This is a genomic window from Sulfitobacter sp. SH24, assembly GCF_965641895.1.
Lineage (GTDB): Bacteria > Pseudomonadota > Alphaproteobacteria > Rhodobacterales > Rhodobacteraceae > Sulfitobacter > Sulfitobacter dubius.
The window spans coordinates 190,596-203,532 of the sequence record NZ_OZ282575.1; the positions used below are offsets into that span (position 1 = coordinate 190,596).

At 64.9% G+C, this 12,937-nt stretch carries 11 protein-coding genes; 6 read left to right on the top strand and 5 right to left on the bottom strand.

Annotation, left to right across the window (positions count from 1 at the left end; translation table 11 throughout):
* Positions 1-36 precede the first annotated feature (36 nt).
* Complete coding sequence (locus ACSQ16_RS03295; protein WP_243261699.1) at positions 37-606, bottom strand: acyl-CoA thioesterase; 570 nt, start codon at positions 604-606, stop codon at positions 37-39.
* 132 nt (positions 607-738) lie between these two features.
* On the opposite strand from ACSQ16_RS03295, the gene ACSQ16_RS03300 reads away from it, so the two are divergent.
* The 5 genes from ACSQ16_RS03300 (at position 739) to ACSQ16_RS03320 (ending at position 5,590) form a co-directional block, all read left to right on the top strand.
* Entirely contained in the window at positions 739-1,026 is a 288-nt protein-coding gene (locus ACSQ16_RS03300; protein ID WP_067935215.1) for a YggT family protein, read from the top strand.
* A gap of 100 nt (positions 1,027-1,126) precedes the next feature.
* Complete coding sequence (recQ, locus tag ACSQ16_RS03305) at positions 1,127-3,172, top strand: DNA helicase RecQ (protein ID WP_243261698.1); 2,046 nt, start codon at positions 1,127-1,129, stop codon at positions 3,170-3,172.
* A gap of 31 nt (positions 3,173-3,203) precedes the next feature.
* Positions 3,204-3,983, top strand: a complete 780-nt coding sequence (yaaA, locus tag ACSQ16_RS03310; protein WP_243261697.1) for a peroxide stress protein YaaA — start codon at positions 3,204-3,206, stop codon at positions 3,981-3,983.
* 90 nt (positions 3,984-4,073) lie between these two features.
* Positions 4,074-4,724 (top strand): DUF1007 family protein, encoded by a 651-nt coding sequence (locus tag ACSQ16_RS03315; protein WP_317405459.1) that lies wholly within the window; start codon positions 4,074-4,076, stop codon positions 4,722-4,724.
* Positions 4,709-5,590, top strand: a complete 882-nt coding sequence (locus ACSQ16_RS03320) for a nickel/cobalt transporter (RefSeq protein ID WP_243261695.1) — start codon at positions 4,709-4,711, stop codon at positions 5,588-5,590. Before ACSQ16_RS03315 ends, ACSQ16_RS03320 begins: the two co-directional genes overlap by 16 nt.
* Here ACSQ16_RS03320 and ACSQ16_RS03325 read toward each other — a convergent pair.
* From ACSQ16_RS03325 to ACSQ16_RS03340, 4 genes are read right to left on the bottom strand one after another with little or no spacing between them, the layout of a single operon-like run.
* On the bottom strand, positions 5,587-7,629 hold the full coding sequence (locus ACSQ16_RS03325; protein ID WP_243261694.1) for a hypothetical protein: 2,043 nt from the start codon (positions 7,627-7,629) through the stop codon (positions 5,587-5,589). The genes ACSQ16_RS03320 and ACSQ16_RS03325 overlap by 4 nt on opposite strands.
* A complete protein-coding gene (locus ACSQ16_RS03330; protein WP_243261693.1) occupies positions 7,626-10,391 on the bottom strand; it encodes a DUF4159 domain-containing protein in 2,766 nt (921 codons plus the stop codon). The genes ACSQ16_RS03325 and ACSQ16_RS03330 overlap by 4 nt, the downstream gene beginning before the upstream one ends.
* Positions 10,388-11,275, bottom strand: coding sequence for a DUF58 domain-containing protein (locus ACSQ16_RS03335; RefSeq protein ID WP_243261692.1), 888 nt, complete (start codon positions 11,273-11,275; stop codon positions 10,388-10,390). Before ACSQ16_RS03335 ends, ACSQ16_RS03330 begins: the two co-directional genes overlap by 4 nt.
* Entirely contained in the window at positions 11,272-12,279 is a 1,008-nt protein-coding gene (locus ACSQ16_RS03340) for an AAA family ATPase (protein WP_243261691.1), read from the bottom strand. The genes ACSQ16_RS03335 and ACSQ16_RS03340 overlap by 4 nt, the downstream gene beginning before the upstream one ends.
* 70 nt (positions 12,280-12,349) lie before the next feature.
* On the opposite strand from ACSQ16_RS03340, the gene ACSQ16_RS03345 reads away from it, so the two are divergent.
* Positions 12,350-12,925, top strand: a complete 576-nt coding sequence (locus ACSQ16_RS03345) for a DUF1285 domain-containing protein (protein WP_093927444.1) — start codon at positions 12,350-12,352, stop codon at positions 12,923-12,925.
* Positions 12,926-12,937: the final 12 nt, after the last annotated feature.

Consider the following 12,937-nt stretch of genomic DNA (forward strand, 5'->3'; position numbering starts at 1 on the left):
GTTAGAGCAGGGCGCGGGACAAGGCGCAAGCGTGGCTTAACCGGCGGGGGCTTGAGGAGTGGTGCCTGCGTCCTGCATTGGCGGCCAAGGCCGGTGCGTATCGGCGCGGATCCATTCGGCCACCCAGCCGGGCACCTCTGGCGAAGGTTGTTGCCGTCCCATAGCCCCCAGCACCTTTTCCGGCGGGATTAGTCCGCTTTTATCCGTCACGGCAGAGCGATACAGTACATGGCTCGCGCATTCGCCGTTCTTCTTCCACATGGATTGCTCAAGATAGATGAACTTTTCATCCCAGCACAGCGTCCGGCTGCGCATCTCGAACTTTTCGAACATGCGGATGCGGCGGCGGAACCGGGTGCTGGAGCCTGCGATTGTGATCGCCCATTTGTTCTGCCGAAGCAGCGTAATCAACCCGGCACGCTGCGCCATGGCGGTGCGGCCCAGATCATAGAGCGACAGCGCCCGCCCGTTGTTCAGCTCCATCCAGATATCGAGGTCATGCGGCCAGCAGATGTGATGGCTGACATGGGTGTCGGTCAGGTTTTCCAGCGGCGCCTGCCGCGCGGCGACGATGACGTCTTTGGCCATGCGGATGATCGGGAACATGGGGCTTTCCTTTGTAAGATCAGCGTGGATTTGCGGCGAAAGGTCTGCGGGGTCAAGCATATACGTCGCGGCACTCTTGCCCTTTGCGGACGGGGCGCTTAACTGTCTTGCGTCACACCAAGGGGATATTCCATGACGTCACTGTTCCAGATCCTGATGCTGCTTTTGAACATCGTTTGGTTCATTGTCATCGCACATGTCATCATGTCTTGGTTGATCAACTTTCAGGTGCTGAATCTCCGCCAGCCCTTGGTTGCGCAAATCTGGGACGGGCTGAACCGCATTCTAGAGCCGGTTTATAGCCGTGTGCGCAATGTGATCCCGCCGATGGGTGGTTTGGATCTGGCACCGTTGATCGTGCTGATCGCCGTGGCCGTCGCGCGGATCGTGTTGACTAACAACGCCGCAGCCTTCTACTGACGCGCCGCTTGCGAGATTATACGGCGCGTATCTGGCCTTGTTCACGGTTTGTTAGTGTGGGAGTCTGCATGAAAAGAGCAGACAATCTTACAGGTTCCCTATGACAGGCGCTGCCACGCTTCTTCGTGATGTATTCGGTTTCGACGGGTTCCGCCCCGGCCAGCAAGAGATTGTGGAGGCGGTGACCGAGGGCGAGAACGTGCTCGCCATCATGCCCACGGGCGGCGGTAAATCCTTGTGTTTCCAACTGCCCGCCCTGATGCGCGAGGGGGTGACGGTGGTCATCTCCCCGCTGATCGCCCTGATGCGCGATCAGGTGCGCAGCCTGCAAGAAGCGGGCGTCGCGGCGGGTGCGCTGACCTCGGGCAACACAGCCGAAGAGACCGACGCGGTTTGGGAAGCGTTGGAGGCCGGCACGCTCAAATTGCTTTATATGGCACCGGAACGGCTCGCCGCAGGCTCGGCTATGGGCATGTTGCGGCGCGTCGGCGTCAATCTGATCGCCGTGGACGAGGCGCATTGCGTCAGCCAATGGGGCCATGACTTCCGCCCCGATTACCTGCGCATCGGTGAATTGCGTCGCACGCTCGGCGTGCCGCTGGCGGCCTTCACCGCCACGGCGGACGCCGAAACGCAGGTTGAGATTGTCGAAAAGCTGTTCGACGGGACGCCCCCGCGCGCTTTCCTGCGCGGCTTTGATCGGCCCAACATCCACCTCGCCTTTGCCGCTAAAAACAAACCACGCGATCAGATCCTGAACTTCGCCGCCGCGCGCAAGGGGCAGTCGGGCATCGTCTATTGCGGCACGCGGGCCAAGACCGAAGGGCTTGCCAAGGCGCTGCGCGATCAGGGGCAAACGGCACTGCATTACCACGGCGGGATGGAGGCCGAAGACCGCCGCATCGCTGAGCGGCGCTTTCAGCAGGAAGACGGGCTGATCGTCTGCGCCACGGTGGCCTTTGGCATGGGGGTCGACAAGCCGGACATCCGCTGGGTCGCCCATGCGGATCTGCCCAAGTCGATTGAGGCCTATTATCAGGAGATTGGCCGCGCCGGGCGTGATGGTGCCCCGGCTGAAACCTTGACCCTCTTTGGCCCCGACGACATCCGCCTGCGCCGGAGTCAGATCGACGAAGGCCTCGCCCCGCCCGAACGCCGCGCCGCCGATCACGGGCGGCTCAACGCGCTGCTCGGTTTGGCCGAGGCGTTGGAGTGTCGTCGCCAGACCTTGCTGGGCTATTTTGACGAGACCGAAATCACCTGCGGCCGTTGCGACCTCTGCGATACCCCGGCGGATGTGTTCGATGGCACCACGGCAGTGCGCAAGGCGCTCTCGGCCATGTTGCGCACTGATGAATGGTTCGGCGCGGGGCATCTGATCGACATCCTTTTGGGCAACGAGACCGACAAGGTCCGCCAGCGCGGCCACCAGTCTCTGCCGACCTACGGCGTGGGCGGTGAATACAGCCGCAACGAATGGCAGGCCGTGTTCCGTCAGATGATGGGCCATGACCTTGTGCGCCCCGATGCCGAACGCCACGGCGCGCTGCGGATGACCGATGCCGCCCTGCCGATCCTGCGCGGTGAGGCGTCGATCAACCTGCGGCGGGATACGATCAAGGCTGCAGGGGCCAATCGCCGACCCGCGGTCAAGGCGATGGTCAGCGATGAAGACGCGCCGCTGCTATCGGCGCTCAAGGCCAAACGCCGCGCATTGGCCGAGGCGGCGCACGTGCCTGCCTATATCATCTTCACCGACCGCACCCTGATCGAAATGGCCGAGGCGCGCCCGCAAAACCTAGATGCCATGGCCCGTATCGGCGGCGTGGGCGCGAAAAAGCTGGAAAACTACGGCGCCGCCTTCCTTGAGGTCATCAACGGCGAAGCGCAGCCGATGCATAAGGCCCGGCGTAAACTGGCGGGCCGCGATGCGGGCAATGTCTATGACCAGTTGTTGCAGGTGCAGGCCGATCTGGCGCGCGGCGAACAAGGCACCGAAAAGCCGCTGAGCTGTTCTGCCGCGATGCTGGCCAAGGTCGCACAACTGCGCAGCGCCGACAGCTCCGCGATTGAACGTTTGCTCGGCGACAAACGCGCCGAACGCTTTGGCCCCGCCTTTCTGGACGTTCTGCGCGACGCGGGCTAAATCACCCCCGACACGCCCCAAGGAGACTGCCATGCTCGTCGTTATTTCCCCCGCCAAACGCCTCGACTGGGCCGAACGCGATGTCGCGGTTACCCAGCCTGATTTTCAGGAAGATGCTGTGCGGCTGGCGACCACGGCGCGCAATCTCACCTTTGGCAACCTCAAAGACCTGATGGGGCTGAGCGACGATCTGGCGCGGCTCAACCGCGACCGGTTTCAGGCGTTCGAAGTCGAGCCCAGTGCCGAGGTCACCCGCCCCGCCGCGCTGGCCTTTGCCGGCGACACCTATCAAGGGCTGGAGGCCGCGAGCCTTGATGCCGATGAGATGACCTATGCCCAAGAGCATCTGCGCATCCTGTCGGGTCTCTATGGCGTGCTGCGCCCGCTCGACGCGATCCAAGCCTACCGGTTGGAGATGGGCAGCAAGCTGAAAACCCGCCGCGGTGGTAACCTCTATGACTATTGGCGCGACAGCTTGTCAAAGGCGCTGAACGCACAGGCCGAGGCGACCGGCAGCGATGTTCTGGTGAACTGCGCCAGTCAGGAATACTTTGGCGCGGTGGATCTCAAGGCGCTAAAACTGCGGGTGATCACCCCGCAGTTTATGGAAGACAAGGGCGACGGTAAGGGGCCGAAGATCGTCAGCTTCTTTGCCAAGAAGGCGCGCGGCGCCATGGCGCGGTATATCGTGCAGCACCGGGTGAATGATCCCGAGGGGCTTCAGGATTTCGACAGCGGCGGCTATGCCTATCAGCCCGATGCCTCGACCCCCGAGCGTCCGGTCTTTGTCCGGCCCTATCCGTCGACCTGATCTGGGGGCGGGGGGCAATGCGCGCGATCCCGCCATATGCCACCCGCCGGGCAATTGCCGCGCATGGCGAAGGGGGGTAGACCTAGCGCCATGAAATACCCGCTTGTTACCGCCGCCCTTCTTGCCTGCGCCACACCGCTTGGCGCGCATCCGCATATCTTTGTCGATACGGGGCTTGAGGTGATTGTCGATGCCGAGGGGCGGTTGACCCATCTGCGGATCACATGGGCCTATGACGAATTCTACTCTCTCTTGGTGACCGAGGATCGCGGCCTTGACCCCGATTACGACGGCGTGTTGACGCAGGCGGAAGTCGCCTCTCTCAACGGGTTCGACATGCAGTGGATCGAAGGGTTCAACGGCGATACGGTCTTGCTGGAGGGGGGCGAAGAGGTCGCGCTCTCGGGTCCGCAAGACGTGGAAACCCGCTTTGCCGACGGTCGGATCATCACCAGCCATCTGCGCGCGGTCGAAGACCCGGCGCCGGCGGCGGATGGGCTGGTCATCAAACCCTATGATCCGACCTATTACACCGCCTATGAGGTGACCCAGAAAGTGACCATCCAAGGCAGTGACACCTGCCGCGCGCGGGTCAAGATGCCGGATATGAATGCCGATCTGCGCGCCCTTCAGCAGGATCTGAGCGCGCTGGACGCCAATACCGATCCAAGCGATGTGGGCCTGCCGGAGATCGGCGAAGCCTTGGCCAATGAAGTGGTGATCACATGCGACGCATCATAGCACTGGCGGCATTGGCGACCCTTTTGGCGCTGGCGGCGCTGTGGTGGTCGGGCGGGTTCAACGCCCTTGCCCATTGGGCCGCGGGGCAGCAGCGCGGGTTTCAAAACAGCATCGCCAGCGGGCTGCGCGCCACGCGGGGCGGCGATACGGCGGCGTTCTGGACGGTGCTGCTGGCGTCTTTTGCCTACGGCGTGGTGCATGCGGCAGGGCCGGGGCATGGCAAGATCGTGATTGGTGGCTATGGGCTGGCGCGCTCTGTGCCCATGCTGCGGCTATCGCTGATCGCTCTGGCCGCCTCGCTGGGTCAAGCGGTGACGGCAGTGGTCTTGGTCTATGCGGGGATTCTGCTTTTGGGACTTGGGCGTGAGGCGCTGGTAGGCGTGACCGAAGACATCATGGCCCCGGCGAGCTATGCCGCGATTGCCCTGATCGGGCTTTGGCTGATCTGGCGCGGGTTGCGCCATGCGCGGCAGGAGAAGGCGGCGCATAGCGAAGCGGTCTGCGGCCATTGCGGCCATGCCCATGGGCCAAGCTTGGCCCAGGTCCAGCAGGCAGGCAGCCTGCGCGATGCGCTGCTTTTGATCGCCGGGATCGCCATCCGCCCCTGCACCGGGGCGCTTTTCGTGCTGGTGATCACTTGGCATATGGGGATCGGCGGGGTCGGCATCTTGGGGGCCTTTGCCATGGCCCTTGGCACCGGATTGATCACCATCGCCACCGGGCTTGCCGCTACGGGGTTGCGGGCGGGGGTGCTTGGTGGGCTCGCCGGATCGCCGCGCTTGGCGCAGGCCGCGGCGGTGGCAGAGCTAACGGCAGGGCTTATCGTCGTCACGCTTGCGGGCGGGCTGCTGCTTCGCGCGCTTTAACGGCGGCCTTCGCGCAGCCAAGCGGCAATGATGAACAGGGCCGAAAGCAACAGCACCAACCACCCCGGCAACAGCGGCGTTTGCCGCACATCGCGGGTCTCATAAGCACCACGGGGGGTCAGCCCCAGCCAACCGCGTCCGGCAGCCGGACGGCCAAGGCGCACGTCGCGCAGACGGGGGAGCCCATCCTCCACCCGCGCCACGCCACCACGCAGGGTGTCGATGGCTGGGCGCAGGGCTTCATCACTGGCAATCGTCTCAATAAACTCGCGCGGGGCGGCAGGGCCGAGGCCGATGACAGTCACCTCCTCCCCGTTTTCCAATCGGTAGAGGCCCATCTCTTCGCCTATGATTTCAGCCTCAAAACGGCCCGGACCAGCGGGGGAGAGGGGCACTTCGGTGGTGCTGCCATCGGGGGCGGTGATGGTGACGGGGGGCACGGTTTCATCCAAGGTGCGCCGGGTGATGCGCATGGTGCGGCCTTGGGCGGTGGCGGTTAACGCCTCTTCCTCAAGCTCAGGCTCTTTCATCATCCAATGGGCCAGACGGCGCAGTAGTTCCAACTGCGGGCCGCCGCCCTCATAGCCACGGTTCCATAGCCAAGCGTGATCTGAGGCCAGCAGCGCCACGCGGCCTTCGTCGACGCGGTCAAGCACCAGCAACGGGCGGTCGTCTGCGCCGCTCATCACCACATCGCCGCGCTCAGCCGTCACGTCGATCTGGCGCAGCCAGCGGCCCCAGTCGCCTTTGCCCGGCAGTTCGGCTGTCACGGGGTGGCGCTGACCGATGTCGGTCACGACGGGGGGGAAGGCTTCCTCCAGCACCCGCGCGGTGGGGGTGGCGGGCAGCACCGTGCCAAGCGGCGACCGGTAGAGGCTATCGGCACTGGCGAAATCCGGCCCCGCAGCAACCAGCACCGCGCCGCCCTTGCGCACATATTGCGCCACGTTGTCGAGGTAGAGCGCAGGTAGGATGCCACGCCGCTGATAGCGGTCAAAGATGATGAGGTCAAAGTCGTCGATCTTGTCCATGAACAATTCGCGCGTCGGAAAGGCGATCAGCGACAACTCGTTCACCGGCACGCCATCCTGTTTGTCGGGCGGGCGCAGAATCGTGAAATGCACCAGATCGACCGCGCTGTCGGACTTCAGCAGGTTGCGCCATGTGCGCCCCCCGGGATGCGGCTCGCCCGAGACCAGCAGCACGCGCAGCCTGTCGCGCACACCGTTCATCTGGATCAGCGCGGCGTTGTTGCGGTCGGTCAGTTCTCCATCGGCCTCGGGCAGGGAGAAACGGATCACATTGCGCCCCCCGTGGGGCAGGGCAACGGGCAGTTCGAGGTCTTGGCCAATGGGAACGTCAAAGCTTTGCGGGTCTTGCCCATCGACAGAGATATCAAGCCGGGTCAGCCCCCCGTCCTCAGGCGCGGCGCCCAGATCGTCGATGCGCAGGGTCAGGGTTACAGGCTCGCCGATGATGGCAAAGGCAGGGGCATTGCGTACGGTCAGGCGGCGGTCCCAATCCGCGGTCCGACCGGTTTGCAGCAGGTGCAGCGGCGCGGGCAGGTCAAGCGGCAGGTCCGCGTCATGCACCCGGCCATCGCTGACGGCCAAAATGCCCGCGATCCGCGAACGTGGCTCTTCTGCCAGTGCATCAGCCAAGGTGGTCATCAGCCGGGTGCCGGCATCCTCGGCCCCGTCGGGCACGGTGATCCGGCGCAGTTCAGTGTTGGGGCGTGCAGTGATGCGGGCGGCCATCGCCTCAGCGGCGGCATCGGTCTGATCGGCGCGGTCGGCCAGCCGCTGGCTGGCGCTTTCGTCTTCGAGCAGCAGGACGATGTCGCTCAGCGGCGCGCGGTCTTCGGTCTGGTAGGAGGGGCCAGCGAGCGCCGCCAAAACCACCGCTGCCGCCAATCCGCGCAGCGCCCAGCCTGACAGCCCACGCCAAAGCGCCAGCAGAATGCCAAAGGCGGCCAGCACCCCCAGCCCAATCAGCAGTGGCACCGGGATCAGCGGGTCGAAAAGCACGGTTCCGGTCATTGGCCCAACCTATCGAGTAGCGCAGGCACATGGACCTGATCGGATTTGTAGTTGCCCGTCAGCACATGCATCACAAGGTTCACGCCAAAGCGGTAAGCCAACTCGCGCTGCCGCTCTCCGGCATAGCCGCGCCCGATGGGCAGCAGCGGCGCCCCATCGCGGCGCACGGCCCAAGCGGCGGCCCAGTCGTTGCCCCCGATCACCACCGGCGTCACCCCGTCATTGAGGTTGCGGAACGGCATGCCTTCGATCCGTTCGGCATCGGGCGGCGCGGCCTCCACCCAGACATCGCGGCTGGTGTAGCGACCCGGGTAGTCCTGCAGCAGATAGAAGGTGCGGGTCAGCACATGGTCGCCGGGCAGCGGCTCAAGCGGTGGGATGTCGAGCGGGGCTGCCAATTCCTGCAGCTTGCGCCCGTTCGGGCTGGCGGCACCATAGCTCGCGATATCGGCATCGCGGGTATCAAACAGGATCAACCCGCCCGAGCGGAGATAGTCATTCAGCTTACCATAAGCCTCGGTCGAAGGTTGCGGCTGCTCAGGGGTGACAGGCCAATAGAGGATCGGGAAAAACGCCAGTTCGTCTTGCTCAAGATTAACGCCGGTGGGCAGGGCAGGTTCGACCGTGGTGCGGAAGTAAAGTGTATCTGACAGGCCGGTCAGCCCGGCGCGCGCGACTTCGTCAACATCCGGGTTGCCGGTCAACACATGAGCCAGTGTGACCTCGGAGGCCGAGCGGATTGCAAAGCTTTCAGGATCGGTTTCCTGCGCGTCCCCCATCTGTGGCAAGCCCAGCCCCAAGACCAGCGCCAAGGTCCCGGTCGAGCGCCGCAGCAACAGGCCCGAAAGGGCGAGGGAGGCCAGCACATCGGCGACCAGCAACAGGATCGCGAGGCTCAGAAGCGCTCCGGCCAGCAGTTGTTCCGGCGGCAGCGCAAGACCACGCAGCGGCACATCCGAGGGCCATGTGGCGGGGGTGAGCGTGGTCTCAGCAGTCAGCACATTGCGCGCCAGCCGTCGGTCTTCTGAGCCGTAGATGCCGGGGGGTAGGGCCGGGCCAGCGGGGGCCGAGATCAGCTCTGGCCCCGCGACACCGGGTAGATTCCCTGCATCCGACAGGGTGCCGAAACCGTCCATCACCCGCAGTGGGGTCCATGAGGTGCCGTCAAGGCTGTCGGCCTCGGGCGTGCTGGCGCCTGACGACACGGCCAGCCGCTCCATCATCTGCACGAAAAGACCCGACAGCGGCAGGGTCGACCATTCCGCCGTGGCGGTGACGTGGAAAAGTACGATCTGCCCCTGACCGACGGCCTTGCGCGTGACCAGCGGCGTGCCGTCACTCAGCGACGCAATCACCCGGTCGGCCAGTGTCGGGTCCGGTTGCGCCACGACCTGCGCGGAAACGGTCACGTCATCTGGCACCGGCAGGCCGAAGAAGGGAGAACCGTTGCGGAACGGGGCCAGCGCTTTAGGCTCCCCCCAAGACATCGCACCGCCCACGCTGCGCCCTCCGGCGCGCAGGCGCACGGGCATCAGCGGGTCTTCGTCGATGCGGCTCACGTCACTCGCCGCAATGCGCGGTCCGGCGAAGCGAATGAGCATGCCACCCGCGTCTATCCACTCTTGCAGCGGCTCTGCCTCGGCGGGGCTGAGGGTGGCCACATCGGCCAGCACGATCACATCGGGATTGGCGGGCAGCACGTCGGTCAGGGTGCCGTCGATCAGGTCTGCATTCGGGGCCAGCGCCTGTTCAATGTAATGCAGCGGCGAGAGCAGTTGCAGCCCCTCCTGCGCCCCGCGCCCGCTGATCAGCGCGACCTCACGGCGGCGCAGCCCGTCATCGACCAAGGTACGCGCCCCGGCAGAGCGCTGTCCTGCGATGTCGAAGGAGGTCAGTCGCGCGCGCATCTCGGCGGGCAGCGACAGGGAGGTGGTGGCCTCGGTCGCGCCCGCCTCGAAACTGGCATTGGCGGTGGCCAGCACGCGGGCATTGCCTGCGGGGTCGCGACCATGGGCCTGCACCACGGCCTCGCGCTCCGGGCCGGGAATGGCGCGGCGTAGGGTCAGGTCGATTGCGCCATCTTGGTAGACGGCGGGGGCGATGCCGATGACATTGCTCGCCGATTGATGCACCTCCACCGCGCCTTTGGATTGCAGCGCGGCGAGCAGGTCATCGCGGCCCGGATAGTCCAAGCCATCGCTGAACCACATCGCGTCGAAGGCAGGCAGCTCTGCTATGATTTCGGTCGCACGGGTGATTTCTGTCGGGGACGGCTGCCATGGCGCGGGGGAAAGCCCGGCAAGGCGGCTGCGCCACGCATCTGCTGATTGGAAAGTCGGCACCTGCGGGTCGGTCAGTGTCAGGATGCCCACCGTCCGCTCGGCCCGCCCGGCGCGGGTCAGTTGCGCGTCTACGGCGGCCAACTGGCGATCCCAGCCGCTGGCCCCGGCCCAAGAGCCATCGAGCACCATCAAAATTGGGCCACTGCCCTGTTCCGTCTCGGCCTGCGGGTTCAGCACCGGCCCGGCGAGGCCAACAATGATCGCAGCCACGGCCAGCATCCGCAGTAGCAGCAGCCACCACGGCGTGCGGTCCGTCGTGCTTTCGTCATCCGCCAGACCCAGGAGCAGCGCCACACCGGGAAAACGGCGGCGGATGGGTGCCGGGGGCACGGCACGCAGGATCAGCCACAGGATCGGCAGCGCCAGCAGGGCCAGCAGCAGCCAAGGCGCGGTGAAACCGATGCCGCCGAAAACGCTCATGCAGCACTCCCTTGTCGCGCGTCCAGCGCGCCAAAGAGCCACAGCAGCGCCGATTGCGCCGAGGCATCCGTGTGGTGCAACCCATAGCGCCAACCGGTGAGAGCGCAGAGTTGCTGCAACGCGTCTTTGCGCGCTGCCAGCCGGTCGAGATAGCGGTCGCGCAGGTCGTTCGCCTTGAGCGTCTCATGGCGCAGCGTGCCGCTGACGCTCTCAAAGATGGTACGGCCCGCGAAGGGGAAGGCCTCTTCGGCCGGGTCGAGCAGATGATACAGCACACCGCGCACGCCACGATCTGCGGCCTTGGTCAGCGCGGTACGGACGGGGTCGAGATCGCCCATGAAATCCGAAATAAAGATCGCCCGCGCATGGGGGATCATGCCGCGATGTTCGGGCGGGGCATACTCGCGATCATCCTCGCGGCAGAGCAATTCGGCCAGACGCAGGATCTGCGGGTTGCCGCGCCGGGGCGGCAGGGCAGTCCCGGTAAGGCCCACACGCTCGCCCCCGCGCAGCAGCAGGATCGACAGCGCCAACCCCAGCAACCGTGCGCGATCCGCCTTATCGGGCAGCCCTTTGTCAGAGGCAAAGCGCATCGACGCCCCCTGATCGACCCAGAGCATCACCGACTGGGCGATCTGCCATTCCCGCTCGCGCACGAACTCATGATCGCCCCGGGCAGAGCGGCGGTGATCGATCATGCGGCGGCTGTCGCCCATCTGCGCCGGACGGTATTGCCAAAAATCATCCCCAGACCCGGATCGGCGGCGGCCGTGGGCACCGGGCAACACGGCACCGGCCAGATGCTCGGCCCGCGCCAGAAGGGCGGGAAGCCGGGCCGCCTCGCCCTCGGCGTCGGCCCTAAGGGACAGGGGGGAATGGGTCACGCGGCGGCCTTTTTCCCGATCAATTGACCGGCGGTGGCGTCGATCAGCCCTTGCAGGCTTTCGCCGCGTGCGCGAGCGGCAAAGTTCAGCGCCATCCGGTGGCTTAGGGCCGGGCGGGCCATGGCCAGCACGTCTTCGGCAGAGGGGGCAAGCCGCCCATCCAGCAGCGCACGGGCGCGGACCGTCAACATCAGCGCCTGCGCGGCACGGGGGCCGGGGCCCCAAGCAACACTCTCGCGCACGGGCTGGGTGGCCTCGGGTTCATGGGGGCGGAAGGCGCGGACAAGGTCAAGGATCAGCTCCACCACGCTGTCGCCCACGGGCATCCGGCGCAGCAGGTTTTGTGCGGCCAGCAAGTCTTCGGTAGAGAAGACAGGGCGCACCGCGCCATCTTCGACGCCGGTTGTGGCGATCAGAATGTCCCGCTCCGTCGCGCGGTCGGGGTAGGCCACGTCGATCTGAACGAGGAACCGGTCAAGCTGCGCTTCGGGCAGCGGGTAGGTGCCTTCCTGTTCGATCGGGTTTTGGGTGGCGAGCACGTGGAAGGGCTGACCCAATGCGCGGTCTTGGCCCGCCACAGTCACCGTCTTTTCCTGCATCGCCTGCAAAAGTGCGGATTGCGTGCGCGGACTGGCGCGGTTGATCTCATCCGCCATCAGAAGCTGGCAAAAGATCGGCCCTTCGATAAAGCGAAAGGCGCGGCTGCCATCGGGCGCGGTATCAAGCACTTCGGAGCCCAGAATATCGGCGGGCATCAGATCGGGGGTGAATTGCACGCGGTTGCCGTGCAGGCCCATGACGGTGCTCAAGGTCTCGACCAGACGTGTCTTGCCCAAGCCCGGCAGGCCGATCAGCAGCCCGTGGCCACCGCAGAGCAGAGCCGTGAGGGCGAGGTCCACGACCTGCTCTTGCCCGACAAACCGCCCGGTGATCGACTGCTTGGCCTCGCCCAGTTTTTCGGTCAGCGCTTCGATTTGCGCGATCAGATCATCCGCTTCGGCCATGACATTTCTTTCCCCGGAGTTATATCTTTCAGGTGTAAGTGTATCGCGACCAAAGGGAATGGCAAAACCAATGAGCGGACAAAATACCGTGACACCCAGTGCAGACAGCCTGATCGAAGCCGCCAAGGCCGCAAAAACGCGCGGAACACCGCCACTTGAGAAGTGGAACCCGGAATTCTGCGGCGATCTGGACATGCAAATCAAACGCGACGGGACGTGGTTTTACCAAGGCACGCCAATTGGGCGGATCGAATTGGTCAAATTGTTCGCTTCGATTCTCTGGCGCGAGGGGGATGACTATTTCCTCAAGTCCCCGGTCGAGAAGGTGGGCATCACGGTCGAAGATGCGCCCTTTGTCGCCGTGGATTTTGAGGCCGAAGGCGCGGGCGAGGCGCAGCAGTTGCGGTTTATCACCAATCTGGGCGACGTGGCCGAAGCGGGGCCGGAGCATCCGATCCGCGTCGTGCGCGATGAGGAAACGGGTGAGCCGTCGCCCTATGTGCTGGTGCGCCGAAACCTTGAGGCGCTGATTGACCGCAAAAGCTTTTACCGCTTGGTCGATCTGGGTGTGCACTGCGGCGGTTGGTTTGGTGTCTGGTCCGGCGGAGAATTCTTTGGCATCATCCCATCGGAAGACCTGCCGTAAGTTGACCGAAAG

Excerpts from the sequence above, each read along its gene's own strand:
- ACSQ16_RS03340 (WP_243261691.1), bottom strand. The coding sequence starts at position 12,279 with ATGGCCGAAGCGGATGATCTGATCGCGCAAATCGAAGCGCTGACCGAA.
- ACSQ16_RS03345 (WP_093927444.1), top strand. The coding sequence starts at position 12,350 with ATGAGCGGACAAAATACCGTGACACCCAGTGCAGACAGCCTGATCGAA.
- ACSQ16_RS03300 (WP_067935215.1), top strand. The coding sequence starts at position 739 with ATGACGTCACTGTTCCAGATCCTGATGCTGCTTTTGAACATCGTTTGG.
- yaaA (WP_243261697.1), top strand. The coding sequence starts at position 3,204 with ATGCTCGTCGTTATTTCCCCCGCCAAACGCCTCGACTGGGCCGAACGC.
- ACSQ16_RS03295 (WP_243261699.1), bottom strand. The coding sequence starts at position 606 with ATGTTCCCGATCATCCGCATGGCCAAAGACGTCATCGTCGCCGCGCGG.
- ACSQ16_RS03325 (WP_243261694.1), bottom strand. The coding sequence starts at position 7,629 with ATGACCGGAACCGTGCTTTTCGACCCGCTGATCCCGGTGCCACTGCTG.
- recQ (WP_243261698.1), top strand. The coding sequence starts at position 1,127 with ATGACAGGCGCTGCCACGCTTCTTCGTGATGTATTCGGTTTCGACGGG.
- ACSQ16_RS03330 (WP_243261693.1), bottom strand. The coding sequence starts at position 10,391 with ATGAGCGTTTTCGGCGGCATCGGTTTCACCGCGCCTTGGCTGCTGCTG.
- ACSQ16_RS03315 (WP_317405459.1), top strand. The coding sequence starts at position 4,074 with ATGAAATACCCGCTTGTTACCGCCGCCCTTCTTGCCTGCGCCACACCG.
- ACSQ16_RS03320 (WP_243261695.1), top strand. The coding sequence starts at position 4,709 with ATGCGACGCATCATAGCACTGGCGGCATTGGCGACCCTTTTGGCGCTG.